Annotated in this window: 20 protein-coding genes; 15 read left to right on the top strand and 5 right to left on the bottom strand. The window is 43.2% G+C overall.

Annotation, left to right across the window (positions count from 1 at the left end; translation table 11 throughout):
- The first annotated feature begins 42 nt into the window (after nucleotides 1-42).
- The 5 genes from COR50_RS04720 to COR50_RS04700 are packed head-to-tail and all read left to right on the top strand — an operon-like array spanning nucleotide 43 to nucleotide 6,968.
- Nucleotides 43-657 carry a TetR/AcrR family transcriptional regulator gene (locus COR50_RS04720; RefSeq protein WP_098192922.1) on the top strand — a complete coding sequence of 205 codons (615 nt, stop codon included), beginning with the start codon at nucleotides 43-45 and terminating at the stop codon, nucleotides 655-657.
- A 2-nt stretch (nucleotides 658-659) separates the two neighbouring features.
- On the top strand, nucleotides 660-1,283 hold the full coding sequence (locus COR50_RS04715; protein ID WP_098192921.1) for a TetR/AcrR family transcriptional regulator: 624 nt from the start codon (nucleotides 660-662) through the stop codon (nucleotides 1,281-1,283).
- Nucleotides 1,284-1,309: 26 nt separating this feature from the next.
- The gene (locus tag COR50_RS04710) at nucleotides 1,310-2,665 is read left to right on the top strand and encodes a TolC family protein (protein WP_098192920.1); all 1,356 of its coding nucleotides are present in this window, start codon (nucleotides 1,310-1,312) and stop codon (nucleotides 2,663-2,665) included.
- A gap of 9 nt (nucleotides 2,666-2,674) precedes the next feature.
- On the top strand, nucleotides 2,675-3,748 hold the full coding sequence (locus COR50_RS04705; RefSeq protein ID WP_098192919.1) for an efflux RND transporter periplasmic adaptor subunit: 1,074 nt from the start codon (nucleotides 2,675-2,677) through the stop codon (nucleotides 3,746-3,748).
- Between the two features lie 37 nt (nucleotides 3,749-3,785).
- Nucleotides 3,786-6,968, top strand: coding sequence for an efflux RND transporter permease subunit (locus tag COR50_RS04700; protein ID WP_098192918.1), 3,183 nt, complete (start codon nucleotides 3,786-3,788; stop codon nucleotides 6,966-6,968).
- Between the two features lie 124 nt (nucleotides 6,969-7,092).
- Here COR50_RS04700 and COR50_RS22230 read toward each other — a convergent pair whose 3' ends face one another.
- Nucleotides 7,093-8,370, bottom strand: coding sequence for a histidine kinase (locus tag COR50_RS22230; protein WP_157760623.1), 1,278 nt, complete (start codon nucleotides 8,368-8,370; stop codon nucleotides 7,093-7,095).
- A gap of 136 nt (nucleotides 8,371-8,506) precedes the next feature.
- On the opposite strand from COR50_RS22230, the gene pheS reads away from it, so the two are divergent.
- The 3 genes from pheS to COR50_RS04680 all read left to right on the top strand — a co-directional run bounded on the left by pheS (nucleotide 8,507) and on the right by COR50_RS04680 (nucleotide 11,600).
- Nucleotides 8,507-9,535 carry a phenylalanine--tRNA ligase subunit alpha gene (gene pheS / locus COR50_RS04690; protein WP_098192917.1) on the top strand — a complete coding sequence of 343 codons (1,029 nt, stop codon included), beginning with the start codon at nucleotides 8,507-8,509 and terminating at the stop codon, nucleotides 9,533-9,535.
- Between the two features lie 146 nt (nucleotides 9,536-9,681).
- On the top strand, nucleotides 9,682-10,542 hold the full coding sequence (locus COR50_RS04685; RefSeq protein WP_232516273.1) for a 3-hydroxyacyl-CoA dehydrogenase family protein: 861 nt from the start codon (nucleotides 9,682-9,684) through the stop codon (nucleotides 10,540-10,542).
- Nucleotides 10,543-10,616: 74 nt separating this feature from the next.
- Nucleotides 10,617-11,600 carry an NAD-dependent epimerase/dehydratase family protein gene (locus COR50_RS04680; protein WP_098192915.1) on the top strand — a complete coding sequence of 328 codons (984 nt, stop codon included), beginning with the start codon at nucleotides 10,617-10,619 and terminating at the stop codon, nucleotides 11,598-11,600.
- 10 nt (nucleotides 11,601-11,610) lie between these two features.
- Here the strand turns inward: COR50_RS04680 and COR50_RS04675 are convergent, their stop codons facing one another.
- The 3 genes from COR50_RS04675 to COR50_RS04665 form a co-directional block, all read right to left on the bottom strand.
- Nucleotides 11,611-12,294: a hypothetical protein gene (locus COR50_RS04675; RefSeq protein ID WP_098192914.1), complete on the bottom strand. Its 684-nt coding sequence runs from the start codon at nucleotides 12,292-12,294 to the stop codon at nucleotides 11,611-11,613.
- A gap of 66 nt (nucleotides 12,295-12,360) precedes the next feature.
- A complete protein-coding gene (locus COR50_RS04670; protein WP_098192913.1) occupies nucleotides 12,361-13,302 on the bottom strand; it encodes a UDP-3-O-(3-hydroxymyristoyl)glucosamine N-acyltransferase in 942 nt (313 codons plus the stop codon).
- A 574-nt stretch (nucleotides 13,303-13,876) separates the two neighbouring features.
- On the bottom strand, nucleotides 13,877-14,617 hold the full coding sequence (locus tag COR50_RS04665; protein WP_232516272.1) for a Crp/Fnr family transcriptional regulator: 741 nt from the start codon (nucleotides 14,615-14,617) through the stop codon (nucleotides 13,877-13,879).
- 38 nt (nucleotides 14,618-14,655) lie between these two features.
- Between COR50_RS04665 and COR50_RS04660 the strand changes: the two genes are divergently transcribed.
- The 7 genes from COR50_RS04660 to COR50_RS04630 all read left to right on the top strand — a co-directional run bounded on the left by COR50_RS04660 (nucleotide 14,656) and on the right by COR50_RS04630 (nucleotide 20,504).
- Entirely contained in the window at nucleotides 14,656-15,249 is a 594-nt protein-coding gene (locus COR50_RS04660) for a pseudouridine synthase (protein WP_098192911.1), read from the top strand.
- Nucleotides 15,250-15,306: 57 nt separating this feature from the next.
- A complete protein-coding gene (locus COR50_RS04655) occupies nucleotides 15,307-16,182 on the top strand; it encodes a YicC/YloC family endoribonuclease (protein ID WP_098192910.1) in 876 nt (291 codons plus the stop codon).
- Between the two features lie 24 nt (nucleotides 16,183-16,206).
- Complete coding sequence (locus tag COR50_RS04650) at nucleotides 16,207-16,692, top strand: gliding motility lipoprotein GldH (protein WP_098192909.1); 486 nt, start codon at nucleotides 16,207-16,209, stop codon at nucleotides 16,690-16,692.
- Nucleotides 16,693-16,695: 3 nt separating this feature from the next.
- On the top strand, nucleotides 16,696-17,709 hold the full coding sequence (locus tag COR50_RS04645; protein ID WP_098192908.1) for a sensor histidine kinase: 1,014 nt from the start codon (nucleotides 16,696-16,698) through the stop codon (nucleotides 17,707-17,709).
- A 127-nt stretch (nucleotides 17,710-17,836) separates the two neighbouring features.
- Complete coding sequence (locus COR50_RS04640) at nucleotides 17,837-18,547, top strand: response regulator transcription factor (RefSeq protein ID WP_098192907.1); 711 nt, start codon at nucleotides 17,837-17,839, stop codon at nucleotides 18,545-18,547.
- Nucleotides 18,548-18,847: 300 nt separating this feature from the next.
- Entirely contained in the window at nucleotides 18,848-19,612 is a 765-nt protein-coding gene (locus COR50_RS04635; protein WP_157760622.1) for a sensor histidine kinase, read from the top strand.
- 133 nt (nucleotides 19,613-19,745) lie between these two features.
- The gene (locus tag COR50_RS04630; protein ID WP_098192905.1) at nucleotides 19,746-20,504 is read left to right on the top strand and encodes a LytR/AlgR family response regulator transcription factor; all 759 of its coding nucleotides are present in this window, start codon (nucleotides 19,746-19,748) and stop codon (nucleotides 20,502-20,504) included.
- 147 nt (nucleotides 20,505-20,651) lie between these two features.
- Here the strand turns inward: COR50_RS04630 and COR50_RS04625 are convergent, their stop codons facing one another.
- Nucleotides 20,652-21,494 (bottom strand): SH3 domain-containing protein, encoded by an 843-nt coding sequence (locus COR50_RS04625; RefSeq protein ID WP_098192904.1) that lies wholly within the window; start codon nucleotides 21,492-21,494, stop codon nucleotides 20,652-20,654.
- Nucleotides 21,495-21,506: the final 12 nt, after the last annotated feature.

Genomic DNA, 21,506 nt, shown 5'->3' with positions numbered 1-21,506 from the left:
AGTTATACTTTTGACTTTGTAACTAAAAAAGTCAAATACTGAATGCATACAGAGAATAAAGACGAAATGAGAGAAAGGATCATCGAGGCCGCCCTAAGAAGATTCACCCATTATAGTGCATCCAAAACCACTATGACGGAAATCGCGGAGGATCTCAGTTGCTCCAAGGCGTCTTTATATTATTATTTCCCGGATAAAAAAAGTGTACACTTAGCAGTGATCTCAAAAATCGGGGATTATTACTTAGCTGCCTTGGAGAAGGAAGCCGGGAAGGTAGAATCGGCCGTGGCATCGCTGGAGAATGTGATCGCTATCAGGAACGAATTTATCCAGCGCTTTTGCAGGCTTGAGTTGTTCAAGCTGATCAATGATGAAGCGATTAAGGTGTTCCACGAGGAAATCAAGGAAGCGAAGAAACGTGAAATGGCGGTCATCGTTAAAATCATCTCCAAGGGCATTGAAAAGGGTGAGTTTAAAGCAGTAGATCCGGAAGAAACGGCCAACCTGCTGTTTCACGCGTGGATAGGGTTACGTTATTGCTTCATCCAGGATATGTCTACGAAAATTACCGAGGACCTGGACGAAGAACAAGCCAAGGTGCTCGTACATAGGCAGAAACAATTATTAAAAATATTCGTAGAAGGACTTAAAAAATAGCCATGCAACAAACAGGAACACAAGAGAGAATCTTAGATGTAGCATTGCGCATGTTTATGACTTACGGTGCTAAAAGTATTACCATGAATGATATTTCAAGGGAATGCGGCATCTCGAAGAAAACCTTGTACGAACATTTTGAAGATAAGAATGAACTAGTGCAAGAGGCCATCACCTTCATGTTGAAATGCCATTTAGATGATATTATGACTACTAATGGCCAGGCGAAGAATGCAATTGAAGAATTGGTGTTTGGCCTCGAGCACACCGAAAAAATGGTGAAAACCGTCAACCCGGTTTTGCTGTACGAGGTTGAAAAATATTTCCCCTCCTCATGGAAAGTGATAATGGAATTTAAAGAAGGGTTCTTGGCCGATTATTTAAGCAAGAACTTGGAAAGGGGAATGGAAGAAGGGCTGTATAGGAAAAATATCAATATCCCGGTGATCAGGCATATGCGATTGCTACAGCTAGACAGCGCTTTTAACCCGCAACATTTCCCGGTAGCCAAGTTCGATTTACACGAAGTTTTATACCAGGTGGCCGCGCATTATATCCATGGCATTGCCACCTTGAAAGGACATAAACTGGTGAATAAATATTTAAACATCAACGAAGAAGAATAAAACACAATACGCAATAAACGTTACTCATGAAAAGGTTGAAATTATCCTTAATTCTACTCATTGGATTAGGTGTTTCGCAGGTCAAAGCGCAAGAACAACCGCTCACATTGAAAGAATGTTTGCAATACGCGCTTAAAAACAACCAGCGGCTACAACAAACCCGTGTCAATGAAGAAATCGGTAAGCTGAAAACTAAAGAAGTGAAAGCCCAGGCTTTACCGCAAATCAATGGTAATGCTAGTCTCACCGATAATTTACTCAAACAGAAATTAGTGCTTCCCGGCGAACTGCAAGGCAAGCCCGGGGAAACTACCATCATCGAAGCCGGTACCACTTATAATAGTACCCTTTCCGGCGACTTGACCCAGCAGCTCTACAATGCCAGCGTGTTTACCGGCTTGAAAGCTGCCAAGAGCGGGGAAGCTTACTATGCTTTGCAAACGGCTAAATCCGAGGAAGACGTGATCTACAATGTAGCCAGGTCTTACTTCACCGTATTATTAACTAACCAGAAAATTAAAGTGGTGGAATCGAACATCGACAAGTTTAAACAACTTGTAAAAACAACCACTACGCAATTTGAAAATGGCTTGGCTAGAAGGATCGACCTCGACAGGATCAAGGTAAACTTAGTAAACGCTACAACTGAGAAAAATAACCTGCTGAATACAGTAGAAGAACAAACAAATTTATTGAAACAGGTAATGGGGATGCCTAACGATGCTTCGTTGACTTTCCCGGTCGTTACCTTGGAAGATATTGAGAAGGCAACGGAGGGTAATATAGATTGGGGTGTATTTAATTTTGGAAACAGGACGGAATATAAACTGATAGAAAAGGAACAAGAATTACAGCAATTGCAAAGAAAGGCTTACATCGCTGAGTATTACCCCACCGTTTCTCTCAAGGGCAATTATTCTTACAACGGGATGAGTAATAAGTTCGACCTGTTCAAAGGAAACTCAACCGCCAATTGGTTCGGTATGGCTTCCGTAGGTTTGAATGTTAAAATACCCATTTTCGATGGATTTGCCCGCCGCTCCCGCGTTCAACAGGCGGAAGCTACCATCAAGCAACTCGATATGGCCAAATCTGAATCCCAATTATCATTGGCAACAGATTATGCTAATGCCAAGTTGAAATTGAGCAATAACCTTAACACCATCCGTTCACAAAGGGAAAACGTGGAGTTGGCCGAAGAGGTTTATACTTCTACCAAGAGCAATTACGAGTTGGGTTTGACAGATCTCACCGAATTGCTCAACGCGGAAACTTCCATGGCGGAAGCACAACGCAGCTACAATGAAGCCTTGTTACAATACAAGCTCGCTGAAATTGATCTTATTAAATCTAACGGTAACCTTAAAACACTCTTAAACTAATCTATAGCCATGAAGAAAATTATCATCTACGGCGTTCTTACTATTGGTGCTTTGGCTTTCATTATGTGGAAACTGAATGCTAATAAAGCTGCCAATATCGAAAAAACGGATTTCGTAAAGGAAAGTAATAACGGGGTTATACCCGTGTTGGTGGAAAAAGTGGCTAAAGTAGAATTTGATCGCAACTTTACCGCGAACGGTAATTTCGAACCGATCAGGGAACTGACTTTCTCCAGCGAGGTGTCCGGCAGAATTACCCAATTACTCGTAAAAGAAGGTAGCGTCGTTTCTAAAGGCCAATTATTGGTAAGGGTGGATGACGAGTTGCTCAATACCGAATTGCAACAAGCTAAAGTAAACCTAGATAAAATTACGCTGGATAAGCAAAGGAATGAAAAGGCATTTGAAACCGGCGGGGTTACTCAAAAACAATTAGACGATTCAAAAACTGAATATAAATTGGCGCAAGCCAGGTTGGATGCTGCTCAACGCAGGGTAAACGATACTTACGTGAAAGCGCCGATATCCGGTGTCATCAATGCCAAGTACGTGGAGCTCGGTACTTACCTCTCCCCCGGTAACAAGATGTTTGATATCGTGGATGTTTCCAAGTTGAAGTTGGTAGTGTCTGTGCCCGAAGCCCAGGTGATTCACCTCGATAAGGGTGATCAAGTGAAAATCACAACGAATGTATTCCCAGAAACTTCATATACCGGTGTAATTACTTTCATCGCTTCTAAAGGGGATAATACCTTGAATTATCCTGTTGAAATGGTGGTTGATAACGTATCCGGCAAAACGTTGAAAGCCGGAATGTACGGTTCTGCCAATTTTGAAATGCCTCAAATGCAGCCTGCTATCATCATCTCCCGCAATGCTTTCGTGGGTGGTGTGAAAAGCAACCAGGTGTTCGTTATGGAAAAAGGCATCGCTAAGTTGAAAAAAGTTGTTGCCGGAAATATTTACGGTGACAGGGTTGAAATTCGTGAAGGATTGAACGAAGGTGATACCGTAATTACCAGCGGACAAATTAACCTGGTGGATGGCTCCAAGGTGAGCTTACAAACAGCAGAAGCTAAATAAGCTAAGGGTTTGACAGCATGATTCAAAACATTGAACAATGAAGATTACAGAAATATCCATTAAACGGCCCACCATCGTCGTGGTGTTGTTTACCATATTAACGTTGCTGGGGGTTATCAGCTACAAATCGTTGAACTACGAATTGTTGCCCAAGTTCTCCTCCCCGATCGTTACCATCTCCACGATTTACCCCGGCGCCTCGCCGCAGGAAGTGGAAAGTACCATCACTAAAAAGATTGAGGATGCCGTGGCTTCCATGGAAAAGATTAAGAAGATTACTTCTAAATCTTCAGAAAGCTTATCCGTGGTTACCGTGGAATTAAATAATGATGCCGATGTAGATATCGGCTTGCAAGATGCTCAACGGAAAGTGAACGCCATCTTGGCTGATTTACCTACGGATGCAAAACCGCCATCCTTAAATAAATTCTCACTGGATGATTTGCCCATCATGACCTTGGCCGCCACGGCCAACATGGATGCCAGGACTTTTTACGACTTGGTCGATAAAAAAATTCAACCTGCATTATCCCGTTTACCGGGTGTGGCCCAGATATCATTGACAGGTGGTGAAGAAAGGGAAGTTCAAATTAATATCGATCCTAAAAAATTGGAAGCGTATAAGCTCTCTATTTTACAGGTTAGAAATATCATTACCAATGCCAACCTTGACTTCCCTACGGGTAAAGTAAAAACCTTGGATCAACAAATCCTGATCCGCTTGGCCGGTAAATATAAATCGGTGGATCAATTACGTGATCTCGTACTGACGACTACGCCCGATGGAACACAAATCCGTCTCGGTGACGTTGCCGATGTACAAGACACGCATAAAGACGCCGAAAAGATTGCCCGCGTAGACAGTAAAAGCGCGATCGCGTTATCCGTACAAAAACAAACAGATGCCAACGCAGTGGTGGTAAGTGAAGAGATGCACAAAGCCATCGCGCAAATGGAAAAGGAATATGCCGCCAGTAATTTGCATATCGATGTGGCGAACGACTCTTCTACTTTTACCTTAGAATCGGCAGATTCGGTAATTCATGACTTGATCATCGCGATCGTGTTGGTGGCTGCCGTGATGTTGTTATTCTTGCACAGTTTGAGAAGCGCCCTGTTCGTGATGATCTCGATCCCGGCATCCCTGATCGCGACCTTTATCGGTATGAAGATCATGGGCTTCTCGCTGAACCTGATGAGCTTGCTGGGCCTTTCCCTGGTAGTAGGTATATTGGTGGATGATGCCATCGTGGTATTGGAGAATATTTACCGCCACATGGAGATGGGTAAAAATAAGGTACGTGCGGCTTTTGACGGGGTGAAGGAAATCGGTTTCACCGTTACTTCGATCACCCTGGTAATCGTGGTGGTATTCTTGCCGATCTCGTTAACCAATGAATTGGTGTCCAAGATCCTGAGAGAGTTCTGCGTGGTGGTGATGATTTCCACGATGTTAAGTTTGCTCGCCTCTTTCACCATCGTACCGTTATTGTCTTCCCGCTTCGGTAAGCTGGAGCATATGACCGGGAAAAACATCTTCCAAAAATTCATCCTCTGGTTCGAACGCCAACTGGATAAATTCACCGCTTGGATGACCGGATTATTGAAATGGGCGTTGAAACATAAATTGATGACCATCGTTATCTCCATCGTGATGCTCGTAGCTTCATTCATGTTGTTAGCGAAAGGTTATATCGGTGGTGAGTTCATTCCTCAAGGTGACCGCGGTCAATTCATCGTGATGTTGGAATTGCCGAAAGATGCTTCCCTGGAACAAACGAACCAAGCCACTTTGAAGGCCGAACAGGTATTAAGCAAAAAACCTGAAGTGACTTCGTTAATCACGACTGTTGGTCAGACGAGTGAAGATGGTTTCGGTACTTCGCAGGCTACTGTATATAAATCTGAAATCACCGTCCTGTTGGTCGATGAAAAACATCGTAATGACGCTTCCGATATCTTCGCCACCAAGGTGAAGAAAGAGTTGGCAGCGCAACTTCCCGGTGTAAAGGTTAAAACAACCCCCGTGAGTATCTTGGGTACTGCCCAAAGAGCGCCGGTGGAGTTGGTTGTGATGGGTAACGACCTGGATACGGTAATGAGCTTCGCAAAGAAAGCCATGGCTAAACTGCAAACCATAGAAGGTACGAGCGAGGTTAAATTATCGGTTGAAGACGGTAACCCTGAAATCAATGTGCAGGTTGACCGTGATAAGATGAGTGCATTGGGACTGACCTTGGAAACCGTGGGAGGAACTATGCAGACCGCATTCAGCGGAACGGCGGACGATTCAAAAGTGAAATTCCGTCAAGGTGAATATGAATACGACATCAACATCCGTTTTGATAATTTCAATCGGAAAAATATCAACGATGTTAGAAATATTTCTTTCGTGAACAACAAGGGTGAGTTGGTGAAATTATCACAGTTTGCCGAAGTAACGGAGGGTTCAGGACCGAGCCGCTTGGAGCGCCGGGATAAAAGTACTTCTGTTTCCGTACAATCCCAAGCGATCGGCAGACCGTCCGGTACCATCACGGCAGAGTTCGCTAAGGCTTTGGAAACCATGTCCAAACCTGTTGGCGTATCTTATGTATTCGGCGGTGATGCCGAAAACCAAGGAGATTCCTTCAGCACCTTGGGTACTGCCTTGTTGATTTCCATCATCATGGTATACCTGATCATGGTTGCCCTGTATGATAACTATATTTATCCTTTCGTGGTATTATTCTCGATCCCGCTATCCATTATCGGGGCCTTGCTTGCCTTGGCATTAACAAATAATACTTTGAACATCTTCACGATCTTGGGTGTGATCATGTTGATCGGTCTCGTGGCGAAGAATGCCATCATCCTGGTCGACTTTACGAACCAGATGAAAGAAGAAGGACAAAGCACATATGAAGCCTTGATCCATGCGAACAATGCCCGTCTTCGCCCGATCCTGATGACTACCATCGCGATGGTGATCGGTATGTTGCCGATCGCGTTAGCAACGGGTGGTACGGCCTCTACTAAGAATGGTTTGGCCTGGGTTATCATCGGAGGTTTGATCAGTTCGATGTTCTTAACCTTGATCGTTGTTCCTGTTGTATATGCTATCGTGGATAGGATCATGCAGAAATTCGGATGGGGCAAACAATCTAGCAAACGATACATCCGTCAAAAGATGTATGCGCCGGTGAAGGAAAAAGATATGGAACCCTTGAGTTATAATTAAAAATGGCACAGCGTAAAAGCTGTTCAGCATAAAGATTAAGTGTTACAAACAGTGTAACAGTTGTAGGTTTAACTAAATGGCCGGGATATTCCTATCCCGGCCTAATTATTTTTACCCGGTTTGATTATTCGAAATCATTCCTGCATATCTTGATCGAAACCTTGGTGCCGGCAGGCATCTCATCATTATAAAGATCTTCTATTTCGATACTGAAATCCGTATTGAACAAGGATTTATACAATTCTACCCTTTCCATGCAAAGCATCATGCCTTTGGATTTATAGGCATCATGCTTAAGCGTTTGAGTACGGTTTTGCCCCGCCAATTTCCTCCCGATGCCGTTGTCGGTAATTTCACATAGCAAGGTGTTATCTTCCGGCTGTAGCCAAAGAACTTTCAACCTGCGGTCGCCCTCTTTGTTCATTAAGCCATGCCAGATGGCATTTTCTAGGAAAGGTTGAATCAGCATACCCGGGACGTAGAAAGTGTGTGGGTCGATATTGTCTGCCAGCTTTATTTCATATTGAAAATTGTTGTCAGCCCTCAACGATTCCAGGCCGAGGTAATATTCAATCATCTCGTTTTCTTCTTGCAGGGAGATAAAATTCTTCTCGGCATGCATTAATACCGTGCGCAATAATTTAGCAAAATGAGAGACGTAAGCCCCCGCTTTATCTACCTGTTCTTGGATAATACAATTATAAATACCGTTTAAACAGTTGAATAAGAAATGGGGATTGACCTGCGATTTTAAAGTAATTAAGCGGAGTTCCGCCAATTGCTTATGTAGTTTTTGTACCTCTATATCTTGCAAGTTAGCCTTGGTTTCCGCGAATGTTTTGGCGAGCTTCGCTGAACAAATTGCCGCGATTTGTTCCAGTATAAACCTGTGATGTTCAGTATAAAAATGTTTCTTATGGTGTTCCGAATCGATAATTCCGATCACCTTCCCTTCGTAGAAAATGGGAACAGTAAGTTCTGAATACCGTTGCTGGTCATCCACGATATAGCGTTTGTCTTGCGTGGTGTCATGGATGATTTCCGATTTTCCCGACAGCGCCACTGATCCCACGATACCGGTACCTAAAGGAATTTCTATCGGGTTTAATATTTCGAACTTTTCTGGATTTTTTGCGCCGTATGCTGCCTTTTGCACGAGTTTAGACCCCTGCTCATTAAAAAGGTAAATCACGCAATCTTCAAATTGCAATTGGGAAATACAGTTCTTGGCAATATCCCACAATATTTCATCCACCCTGTTTTTGCCAAACAGGGAAGTGGTAAAATAATTGATAGTGGCTTGGGTTTTATATTGCCTCCGTACCCGGAAAAACATCACACCCAATGCCGCAATAATCAATAAAAGAGTAGCAAGAATAATTATATATATGGCTTGCGGCATATATGAAATTAAGTATTCCTAAGAAAATAATTGTTGATTTCAGTTGTGTCCCGGGCTAAAATATAGGAATTATACAATTCCTAGCAAAATTTACCCTAGTGGAAGAATCTGCCTAATTAATTATCTTTGTTGCCTTATGGAGCAGATTGTACAGCAAATAGACGCCTATAAACAAGAGATTGAAGCTCTTTCCCCGGCCACTGCCGAGGAATTGGAACAATACAGGATCAAGTTCCTGGGCACCAAGGGAATCGTGAAAGCAATGTTCGGCGAGATGAAATCTGTGCCGAACGAGCGTAAAAAGGAGTTCGGGCAGGTACTGAATGCCTTTAAACAATTGGCAGAAGCTAAGTATGAAGCATTTAGTCACTTGAAAGACGGCGCCGCGGCCGTTCAGAATGATATCGATTTCAGCTTGCCGGCGGAATCGATTCGCTTAGGCACCCGGCACCCGATCAGTATCGTGAGGAATAAGATCATCAGGATTTTCGAGCGGCTTGGTTTTACTATTGCTGAAGGCCCTGAAATAGAGGACGATTGGCATAACTTTACCGCTTTAAACTTACATGAGAACCACCCGGCCAGGGATATGACAGATACGTTTTACGTACATCAGAACCCTGATTGGTTGTTGCGTACACATACATCCTCCGTGCAGGTGCGCGCGATGGAGTCTAGCCAGATGCCCATCAGGATTATCTGCCCGGGCCGCGTATACCGGAATGAAACCATCTCTGCGAGGGCGCATTGCTTCTTTCACCAGGTGGAAGGCTTGTATATAGCTGAGAATGTATCTTTTGCCGATCTTAAGCAAACATTATATCATTTCGTGAAGGAAATGTTCGGGGAGAAAACCGAGGTACGTTTCCGTCCTTCCTACTTCCCGTTCACGGAACCGAGTGCCGAGATGGACATCACTTGCTTTATTTGCGGGGGGAAAGGTTGCTCCGTTTGTAAACAAACCGGTTGGGTTGAGATCTTGGGTTGCGGGATGGTGCATCCGAACGTGTTAAAGAATTGTGGCATCGACCCGGAGAAATACACGGGCTTTGCCTTCGGTATGGGTATTGAGCGGATCACCATGTTGAAGTACCAGATCAAGGACTTGAGGTTATTCTCGGAAAACGACCTGCGTTTCCTGAAACAATTTGAAACTGCATTATAAATTGAGGGCTGATGTAACCATCGGCCCTTTCTTTTTGAAGCTATCTACCTGAACAAAACATCCATATCTGCCGGTAATGTTGGTATTCTATCCCGGAATAACGATATTGCCGGAATCAATATCGAAAGCGAACCAATTCAATGTCCATGAACAATCAAATTTCTACGGTTGCAGTATGCGGTGCTGGTACCATGGGAGCCGGTATAGCGCAGGTAGCTGCTGGGAAAGGGTTTAAAACCATCTTGTATGATCTTCAGGATGCCGTGATAGAAAAGGCGGCGGACAAGATCCGTCAACAATTACAAAAATTGGTGGATAAAGGAAAGATCTCCTCCGATCAACAAGCCCAAACATTATCCAACTTAAGTTTTACTACTGATATTTCATCCTGCAAAGCTGAAGTTATCATTGAAGCTATCGTGGAAAATGTTGCCGTGAAAGTGGAATTATTCTCTAAATTGGCGGCAATCAATGATCCCGGTACAATCTTATGCTCAAATACTTCATCGCTGCCCATAAAGGAAATTGCCGCCGGACTGCCGCAGCCGGAACGGGTTGTAGGGATGCACTTTTTTAACCCCGCTCCCGTAATGAAACTGGTAGAGGTGGTGAGCGCGGAACAGACGGCAACGGAAGTCGCTGAAAAAATATACGGGCTGGCGAAACAATTCGGTAAAACACCTGTACATGTGAAAGATTCCCCCGGCTTTATCGTGAACCGCGTGGCCAGGCATTATTACCTGGAGGCGATGCAAGTGGCCGGGCAAGGTGTTGCCGATATTGCAAGTATCGACCGGCTAATGGTTTCCCTCGGTTTCAAAATGGGCCCTTTCGAATTGATGGACCTGATAGGGAACGATGTTAACCTGGCTGTTTCACAATCTTTATACGATGCCTTCGGAAAAGCGGAAAGGTTTAAACCCGGGGCATTACAAGTAGAGAAGGTGGCCGCTGGAGAACTGGGCCGAAAAACAGGAAAAGGTTTTTATGATTATCAAAATCGATGATATTCCCGGAAAGATTCTAAACTAATAAAGGCTTTCTATAACTTTACGCATCTTTTTAAATCACTGTTGTATTCATGATATTAGTAACTGGAGGTACCGGATTCTTGGGAAGTAACTTGTTGCGTGCACTCGTGCAGGCTGGCAAACCCGTAAGAGCATTGTACCGCCGGGAGATCCCTTCGCAACTGGATGATATTAAAGACCGGGTGGAATGGGTGAAAGGTGATATAACCGACATCTTCTCATTAGAGGATGCCCTGGTAGGAATACAGCAGGTATACCATTGTGCAGCGGTCGTTAGCTTCCAGCCGGGCGCTAAAGAGCGTTTGTTTAAGATTAACATCGAAGGAACTGCCAACGTGGTAAATATGTGCCTGGATGCAGGTGTAAAGAAGCTGGTTCATGTAAGCTCCGTAGCTGCATTGGGCAGGGCAAAAGAAAATGAAACGATTACCGAAAAGGCAGAATGGGTAGAAAGCTCCTCTAACTCGCAATACGCGATTAGCAAGTACCTCGGTGAAATGGAAGTATGGAGGGGAATGATAGAAGGTTTGCCCGCTGCAATCGTTAACCCTTCCATAATTTTAGGTAGCCATTATTGGGATGAAGGTCCCGGGCAGTTTTTTCAAAATGCTTGGAAAGAATTTCCGTATTATACTACCGGTATCAATGGCTTTGTAGATGTAATGGACGTAGTTCGATCCATGATGTTGCTCATGAATAGCGATGTAACAGGACAAAGGTTCATCCTCTCCGCCGACAACTGGACGTACAAAGATATTTTTACCACGATAGCGCAACAACTTGATAAAAAGCCTCCGCATATCTCCGTGAAACCCTGGATGGCTGCACTTGTATGGAGAATGGAAAAAGTGAAGCAGTTGTTCACAGGTAAAAAACCACTTATAACTAGAGAGACTGCAAGAACAGCACAATTAGAGGTGTTTTACGACAATACCAAGTTGCCCAAATTCTTACCCGGCTTTTCCTACACTCCCTTGGAAGCAACAATTAGCAGGATTGCTTCGGACTTTAAACAATTTAAAGCCAGGCAATGAGAATGAGATATTATTGCTGTAATAGCGAGCTGACGGCAGCGGCAAATACTTGGCTCTCGTAGCTGTCCAAGCCTTCTTCCACCCAAACCTTCGGTTGCTTATCCAACATAACCGCAGCAAGTATCTTTTTCTTGCTTTTAAATTCATAACAGGTTTTTTCATAAGAATTTGTGAAACTAAACTTATTATGTGCCGAAATCATAAAACTCCTGTTGCCCGACCTTAAAGTACCGGTTATGTTATTTTTATTCAAAGAAAGGTAATGCGGTTTACGGATGATCATCTCCCAATGCGGCCGCGAAGTATCTTTCTGATCGATTAATTCGGCATAGAAAAAGTCTGCGTTGCCCGTATGTTTGCTATGAAGATATTTGGGTAATGTTTTTTCATCGATCGAGATACTTGCGACGGTGCCGTAAGTGATTAAGTATTCACTAGCGTTACTGGTAAGTTGATAGTGAAAGACATTCTTTGCAGAAGGAAAGGTCCTGAAGATCGAGGTTCGGTTGCTGCCGTTAGTTTTAGAACTTGCCTGGTATTTACCGATAGTGTATGTTTTAGCCGAAAACCATCCGTCCGCTATTACAACGGGCCATTCATTGCTGGGGCGGTAAATATCTTGGGGATCGCTGAAGCTGCTGTTAAAAGTTAATAAGCTAAGGCAAACAAAGCTGTACAAGAAGAATCGTAACATCGCCTGCAAAATTTATGGAAACATGTACCACGCGATGCCTATCTACGCGCGGTACATATCAATATTTTAACTGTTGAGTTTATTCCACATCTCGGGGATTCGTTTAACCCAAGCTAGTTCCCTTTTCTTATGGCGAGCATCTTCTACCGGGGTGCCGAAGTACGTTTTGCCGCCTTCGATTGAACTAGGTACGCCGCTTTGTGCTAAAACGATTGCTCCTTTTCCTATTACCAGGTCTTTTGAAACGCCAACCTGCCCCCATAGGATCACGTTATCTTCGATGATCGCTTTGCCACCGATTCCAACTTGTGCGGCGAACAAACAGTTTTTACCAATCACCGCGCCGTGACCGATATGGATCAGGTTATCGAGTTTTGTTCCCCGTCCTATGATCGTATCGCCACTAACACCTTTATCGACAGTGCAGTTTGCACCGATCTCCACGTTGTCTTCAATCACTACCCTACCGCAACTTTCCAGCTTATCATACTGCACTTCACGCTCTGCCCTTTTCTTAAAGTAAAACGCGTCGGCGCCGATTATAGTACCTGCATGGATAATGACGTTATCACCGATTACCGAATGGTCGTAGATTGTAACGTTTGGGTGGATGAGGCAGTTTTTGCCGATCCTAACATGGTGTCCTATAAACACGTTGGGTTGCAGGATAGTACCCTCGCCCACCACGGCAGTATCGCTGATCATGTTTGTGCTGGGAACGAAGGGTCTGAACTTTTTTACCAAGCTCACATAAGCGCTAAAGGGATCATCCAAAACAAGGATCGCCTTCCCTTCGGGGCAATCTACTTCCTTGTTAATAATGATAATGGTAGCTTTTGAATTAAGTGAAGCGTTATAATATTTTTCAAAATCCACGAAGGAAATATCGCCTGGTTCCACTTTGTGAATTTCGTTTAGCCCGGTTGCCAACAAGTCGGCATTACCTACTAATTTAGCCCCGATCATGGAAGCAATTTCGGTAACCGGGATCGGTGTTTCGAACTTCATAAGAATACTTTTAGAATGCTAACAAAGGTAGTGTAATTCATCCAAGCAAAATGGTAATACTTAGTGTAAGAAAAGCAATTTTTTGAAGCGATGAATTGGAAGCAAGGAAGAAATTGTTCCACATTTTGGAACAAGAAAAGTATCGTTATCCACAAAAAACTTAGCTGTGTGTATAAAATATTTTGTAAATTTTTTCTTTTGTGATGAAATTCTTTTTAATATTGTGTAGGGAATCTTGTTTCCCTGTACTTACTAACCCATTCACATAACGAGAAAGTCTGGTTGTAACAACTTCCAGACTTTTTTCATTCTATACCTGGAATGCGCTACAGTAAAGTGTTTCATTAAACCTCACTTCTTTAATTGCTTGCCACTTTTCATCTTAATTTTGTTGAAATGCTTGGTTGAATATTGTTTTACAAGCCTAGATGTTTATGGTTGGAAAAGTTATCCCGGTTTAAAGGTACGGGGTAAAGAAGGATTTGCTTGCCATGGAGGAAAGGTGTCATGTCAACAACCCGGTAATGGGGAATTGTTCTTTCATATGTTGGGTTGTTACAGTAAAGTTGCTGAACTAGTCTTGCAGGTTAGCCATCTTGATGAGCTGTTGTAGTTGCAGTATCTTGATTTTTTTCCCGGTAAGATCGATTACTTTTTCCTTTTTAAATTCCGATAGCAACCTGATTGCCGATTCAGTTGCCGTACCGACGAGGTTGGCAATTTCTTCCCTCGACAACATCACGTTAATCGTTTGCTGATCGTTTTGCAAACCGTAAGTTTCTTTTAAAGTCAATAACGTTTCCGCCAGGCGTTCCCGTACCGGTTTTTGGGCTAAGTTGGTGATCTTCTCTTCCGCCCTCCTCAACTCACTGGTTAAGATGCGCATCATTTTAAGGGAAAGGCTATTGTCTTTCAGCAATACGTTCAGGAAAACATCCCTGGGAATGAAGCAAACGGCGCTGTCTTCCAATACCGTCGCGGTAGCTGTATAAGCTTGGTTGCTGATTAATGCTTTGTAACCGATTAAGTCGCCTGGACGAACCAGCCGGATAATTTGTTCCCGGCCATCATCGCCACTATGGGTCAACTTGATCTTGCCGGTATTAATCACGTAAATACCGTAAGGTTGTGCGCCTTCGTGGAAAATAGTTTGCCCTTTCTTGTACAAGGCGCATTTCTTCACAGCAGCAATGTCGGCTGCGTGTTGCTCGCTTGTGTCGGCAAAAATATCCCCCAAGTTCTTGTTACAGTATTGGCACTGTGGTGTATCAAAAAATTTACTCATGTACCTGTCTTCCCAATGGGAATGTCGCAAAATTACTAATTTACAGTCCCTTAACCAAAGCAAGTGTTGTGTCGTTGCATTATTTTATTATATATAAGCCTTACCAGGTTCTTTCACAGTTTAGCCGGGAAGGAGAAAAGGCCGTATTAGCCGACTATTTTAAGGTTCCCAAGGATGTTTATCCCGTGGGAAGGCTGGATTATGACAGTGAAGGGTTATTGATTTTAACCAATGACAAGAGCTTGAATCACCGCTTATTGGATCCCAAGTTTGCCCATGAAAGGGAATATTGGGTACAGGTAGATGGTGCGATTACAGTAGAGGCATTACAAGGTTTGGATAAGGGGATTGATATAAAGGTTGACGGCAAAACACACCATACCCGTCCCGCGAAGGCAAAATTATTTGAAGAAGCGCCCGGTGTCCCGGAAAGGAATCCTCCGATCCGCTTCCGTAAAAGCATCCCGGCGCCATGGATCAGCCTAACACTTACGGAAGGCAAAAACCGCCAGGTTCGCAAGATGACCGCGGCAGTTGGCTTCCCTACTTTACGCCTGATCCGTTACAGGATCGGGAATTTGACCTTGGGCAACATGCAAGCCGGAGATATCGTACCTTTAACCGCCGATGAAATCAAGGCAGCTTTATTCAATAACAAGTAACATTTCTAGTTTCTTTGGATGAATTTAACTAGGTTTGTTGCCAACAATTTATAATATATGCTCAAATCCATGACCGGCTTTGGCCGTGCAGAAGTGACCCAAGGAGAAACGACATTCATTGCTGAAATAAAATCGTTGAACGGGAAACAGTTCGAGGTAAATTTAAAACTTTCCCCCCTGCTGAAGCCTTACGAGTTTGATATCCGTAACATCATGCAATCGGTACTGTACCGCGGTACGATCGATGCTACGATTAACATCAAACAAAACGGCGCTACCCGCCCCGTGGTGATCAACACGACTTTAGCCCGTTACTATTACGATGGCATCCGCAAGATGGCACTGGATTTGGATCTTCCCCAAGATGATATGCTGAATGTGCTGATGAAGTTGCCGGAAGTGGTTTCTCCCGCCACCGAGCAAATCAGTGAAGAGGAATGGAAGATGGCTTCAGATGTAATTACATCGGCCGTACAACAACTCGATGCTCACCGTCTAAACGAAGGCGCCGTTTTGGAAACCGACCTGGCGCTCAGGATTAACAATATATTAGAGTACGCGGAAAAAGTGAAAGAGCTGGATCCGTTGCGTAAAGATAAAGTACGCCAAAAGCTGGATGGACTGTTGGCGGAATATGTTGGAAAAGAAAACGTGGATGCTAACCGCCTGGAGCAGGAGCTGGTATTTTACCTGGAGAAACTGGATATATCTGAAGAATTGGTGCGCTTGAACAATCATTGCCGTTATTTCAAGGAGATATTAGAAGGAGATGAATCGTCTAAAGGTAAGAAACTGGGTTTCGTGTTGCAGGAAATAGGCCGGGAAATAAATACCACCGGTTCCAAGGCTAATGATGCCGGTATCCAGCAATGGGTCGTGATGATGAAAGATGAATTGGAAAAAGCCAAGGAACAAGTTTTAAACGTGTTGTAAGGATTTAAAACAATCGATATCATTATGAAGTATTGCTTAGCAGTAGCAACGCTTGTCTTATTATTTTTGTCGGCTTGCCAGCCCATGCAGATGGATGTCTATGAGAAAAATATAGAAATCCCCCAGCATGATTGGACTTACGACTTCAAGCCTAGTTTCGAGCTGGATTTGCAAGCGGCAGATACCGCATTTTACTATAATATTTATGTGAATATACGTCATGAGGATGCCTACCCTTTCAGTAATCTTTGGATGACGATCATGACCACCTACCCTGATTCTACCGCGCAGGAGCCTGTTAGGGTTCAATTACCCTTGGCAGATATCAACGGGAAGTGGTTAGGTTCAGGCATTGACGATATCTACGAACACCAAGTTTTGATCCAGGAGAAAGCTATTTTTAACCAACCTGGAAAATATCTCTTTACCTTTGCACAAAAAATGCGGCAAAACCCTTTGCCTCATGTAATGAACGTGGGATTGAGAGTTGAGAAAGCCGCGCACCGATAGCGCATGAAGAGAGTCATTCAAAAAATACAGACGGGTAAGGGCATTACCTTCGTCTATTTCTTCCTACTATTTTACATCATTCTTGCCTTGGTATGGTGGGGCGTTCTATTGTTCCGTCAAAGCCACCAGATCAAAACTTTCGAAGTACAAAACCTGGAACTAAGGATCGATAAAACGGTTACCCCGGTGGCTTACGAAGAAGAATTGTACCGCATAGAGCGCGATGAGCATATGCGTACGTTCAAGTTTTTCGGTGAAGGCGCTACTTTCCTGGGCGTCATCTTCTTCGGTGCCGTGCTGGTATACAGGGCCGTTTGGAAGCAGATAAAGCTCGGCCAGCAGCAACAGAACTTCATGATGGCGGTTACGCATGAATTAAAATCTCCCATTGCCGCGGCGAAGCTCAACCTGGAAACCATCCGCAAAAGAAAGTTAGATGAAGAAAAGCAGCACAAGCTGCTGGATAATACGATCAAGGAAACCGATCGCCTGGATCAACTGTGCAACAATATCCTGCTGGCATCACAATTTGAGAACCAGAAAGCACAGTTGTTTAAGGAGCCTGTAAACCTAAGCGAGATCATCTGCCATGGGCTGGAACAAATCAAGCACCGCCAATCTCATGAAATAAAGGCTTATATCAGCCCTAATATTTGGATCGAAGGTGACAAATTTATGCTGAACCTCGTATTGAGCAACCTGGTGGAAAATGCCGTGAAATATTCCCCGAAATGTTCTGAAATTATTGTTCGGCTATTCGAAGAAAACAAACTGCTGAAATGGCAGGTTATAGACGGGGGGGATGGCATAGCTGATGATGAAAAAGAGAAGATTTTCCAAAAGTTTTACCGCGTGGGCAACGAGAACACCCGCAAAACGAAGGGAACCGGGCTCGGGTTATATTTGACTAAGAGGATCGTAACACAGCATGGTGGCGAGATCGAGGCTATTGATAACCCCGGTGGCGGAACTTGCTTTGAAATTAGCTTCCCCGGTTTCCAAGTTAAACACGCTTAGAATTAAGCTTTATAGTAAATTTATAATAGGTTTCGAGATATGCAGAAAAGTCGGGTTCCGTACCTCGGCACGATATTCGGTAACTTATGATTATCATTGTATTTAATAAATCAGCAAATAATATTATATGAAGGAAGCGAACAAAGCAACAATATTGCTGGTGGAAGATGAAGAAAATCTACAAGAAGCATTAAAGTTGAACTTGGAGCTGGAAGGATATGAAGTTACTGCTGTAGATAATGGTACTGCTGCCCTCAAAGCAGTCAAAAATGAATATTTCGATTTGATCATCCTCGATATAATGCTTCCAGAAATGGACGGTATCGCCGTATGTGAAAATATACGTATTCAAAATAATGATGTACCCATTCTCTTCCTCAGTGCAAAAAACAGCAGCGCAGACAGGGTACTTGGATTGAAGAAAGGGGGTGATGATTATATGACTAAGCCTTTCAACCTGGAGGAATTATTACTCCGCGTTGAAAAGTTGATCGTCAAGAATAAGAGAATCCAAGATAAGGATAGTGTTCCTAACGTTTATAAATTTGGCAATAACAGCATCGACTTTGCAGCGCAAGAATGCATTGGTAAGGATGGCAAACGGCATGAACTTAGCAAGAAGGAAACCATGTTGTTGAAATTGCTGATCGAAAATAAAGGGGAAGTTGTAACCCGCGAGAAGATACTGCAAGTAGTTTGGGGTTATAACGTTTACCCGACCACCCGCACTATCGACAACTTTATCCTCAATTTCCGCAAGTATTTCGAGGAAGATAGCCGCAACTCCCGTTATTTCCATTCCGTTAGAGGCGTTGGCTACAAGTTTACAGATGCTTGATAATTAATTAAATATAAATCGAAAGGCTGGGAATTCCCGGCCTTTTTTAATTACCTGGACCGGTGGGAACCTACTATTGTACAATATTTAGTGAATCAATGAAATCCGGCCAGTTATATCACGAAAGTTCCCTATTACCTCGAAAAAACGACCCACCAATAATTTTGTTATGTTTGGGGAGGAAATCCAGTTTAAATTTATAAGAAAGGATTAAAAAGTTTTTAACCCTGCGAGGTTATTATTGTGTTGAATCAATTCATTATTATATCTCTACATGGTAGTTGGCCATTTTGGTTAATCGTGTTGATCAGTGGAAGTTTAATCGTCTATTTTGTAACACGCCGTGCCAAACGAACCCGGAAACTCATCGAAGACGAAGTTCAACTCCGCCAGCGGCAGACTGCCATGGAGTGGAAGGCCTTTCAATCCCAGATGGATCCACATTTTATTTTCAACAGCTTAAATGCCATTCAACATTTTATTCTCTCTACAAGTACGGAAGAAGCCTCCCTGCATTTGGCCCGCTTTTCTAGGTTAATGAGACTTACCATCGATCATTGCGGGCAGGAATGGATTTCCTTGGAAGATGACCTGGATGCCTTGGAGCTTTACATTCAGCTCGAACAGCTCCGTTTTGAAGGTAAATTCCATTATCAAATTGATATTGAACCCGAACTAGAAACCCACCAGGTAAAAGTACCCCCTTTTATTGTTCAACCCTATGTCCACGACGCCATTTGGAAACACCTTTTGGTAAACGATCGCGAACCAGCCGGGATATTGAAAATTTCAGTAGCTTCACAATATGAAGAACTAGTAATCCGGTTGGAAGATAATGTGGAGCCGGAATGGATGGGCCAAAATATCTACCGTTACCGCCCGGCTGCCAAAGATGTTACCCATGATAGGCTTAATTTTTTAAGGGAGCGCTACGACACGTCGATCCAAGTAGATACAGGCCAGCTATTTAAAATGGATGGCGCCTGTAATGGTGCCTATACAGTGATAAGGCTTCCCTTGTTTTATAATTCGGTTAAGATGAATAAATTGGGAAAATATGAGTAATTTAACGGCTCGAATAGCGGTATGATAGTGTTATCATTAAGGATTTAGAATAACTACAACTGTAACTGTTAAGGATTTGATTAATTTATTGCACTGAATCCCTGGCTGCTTATAACACAAACTTGGCTATTATATGCAAGCGATAATTATTGATGATGAAAAACATTGCAGGGATGTCTTGCAAATGTTGTTAAACAAGTATTGCCCGCAAGTTAAAGTAATAGCGACTTGCGCCGATGGCAAATCCGGTTTGGAGGCGATACAGGCATCGGAACCTAACCTTGTATTCCTGGATGTTGAAATGCCGGGGATGGACGGTTTCGAAATGCTACAGGCCTGTAAAAACATTAACTTCTCCGTAGTATTTACTACTGCCTACGATCAGTACGCTATCCAGGCGATCCGCCATAGCGCCATCGATTTCCTGTTGAAGCCGATCGATAAGGATGAATTAATTCAAGCTGTAAATAGGGCTCAAGCCCATGCACAAGCCAGCCCGCCCAATAAGAAAGTTGATACGCTGCTGCAATTCCTTCAACAGCACCTTCAACCTAACGAACGTATTGCCCTACCTACCCTCGACGGTTTAAGAATGATGCCTATCAAGGAAATCTTATACTGCGAATCGGATGGTGGATATACCAGGATCTTCATGCAACAGGGTGTTCAGGATAAACCTGCCGTACTCATCTGTAGAACCTTGAAAGAGGTAGAAGATGTGTTGAAGGAGAAAGGCTTTTTTAGAGTGCATAATAGCTACCTGATCAACCTTTCTTATATCGATAAGTATATTAAGGGCGATGGCGGTGAAATCGTTATGAGCGATGGTAAAAGTATCCCCGTTTCACGTAATAGGAAGCAAGAGTTCTTGACGCGGATCGAGCGGCTTTAATGTTCACGGATTTTTTCGGATTGAGGGATTTTACGGACGATTTTTTTCTCCGGATTTATTATCGATTTTATCGCTCCTTTGGTTCCTTTCAAATCTTTTATACGTTCATTCTTTTATTCTTCCTATTTTTCTTTTGGGTTTGTGCTGTTATAGGATTTTTATGTCTTTGGCTTTGATCCAGCCTTCTTTTCCATCTTCCATTAAAATTTTGGTATAGCTAGCTGTCGTATCCAGAATTTTTACCTTGGTGCCTGCATGGGCTTCGAATAGATCTTTGCCGCTATCTCCCGGGGCGTTTTTTACGGTAGCAGCACCTGGGATCACGATTGCCGAAGAAGAATTAGTAGCCAGGTTGAACATGTATATGCTCATACTCAAATGGGCTACAAAAATTACGCTCAAGGCATAAATCACCCAGCGGAGATAGTTGGAACGGAATTTTGGGAAGAATTTATACAGGATAAAAGCTATTGCTAATACCCACGCAACTACGATGGATGCAATGGCCCATCCGTTTGGCGAATGCCATTGGGAGAATGCCATCCACCACTCCTGGAAAAACAATAAGGGTAATTCGTCCGGGCGATTTTCAACCTTTTGTTCTGCTATGCTTAAATTATTAGATGCGGCTTCGTGATGTGGGTTCAGCTTTAAGGTCTTCTCATAGTAATATATTGCAGGACCTACCTGGTTGCTTTTCAAATAGGCATTGGCAGCATTGAAAAATAAGTTATCAACCTGGTACCCGGAATCGATCAACTGCTGGTATGTTTTGGCCGCTTCCGTAAATTGCTGATTTTGATATAATTGATTTGCCTCGTCGAACAAAGCCTGTGTATTAGGCTTTTGTGCGAAGCTGTTTATTCCTGTACCAATGAGAAATATCAATAAAATTCCTTTACAAATCAATTGCCGCATGAATTGTTGATTGTTCCTTTGTTTGATAATTTGTTTTATTGTTTTTTGCTCGAACAACAATGCTCTCTTCATAATAAAATAATT

This window comes from Chitinophaga caeni (assembly GCF_002557795.1).
GTDB classification, from domain to species: Bacteria; Bacteroidota; Bacteroidia; order Chitinophagales; family Chitinophagaceae; genus Chitinophaga; species Chitinophaga caeni.
The sequence above is the reverse complement of the archived record's forward strand: the minus strand, read 5'-3'. Positions and strand labels throughout refer to the sequence as shown.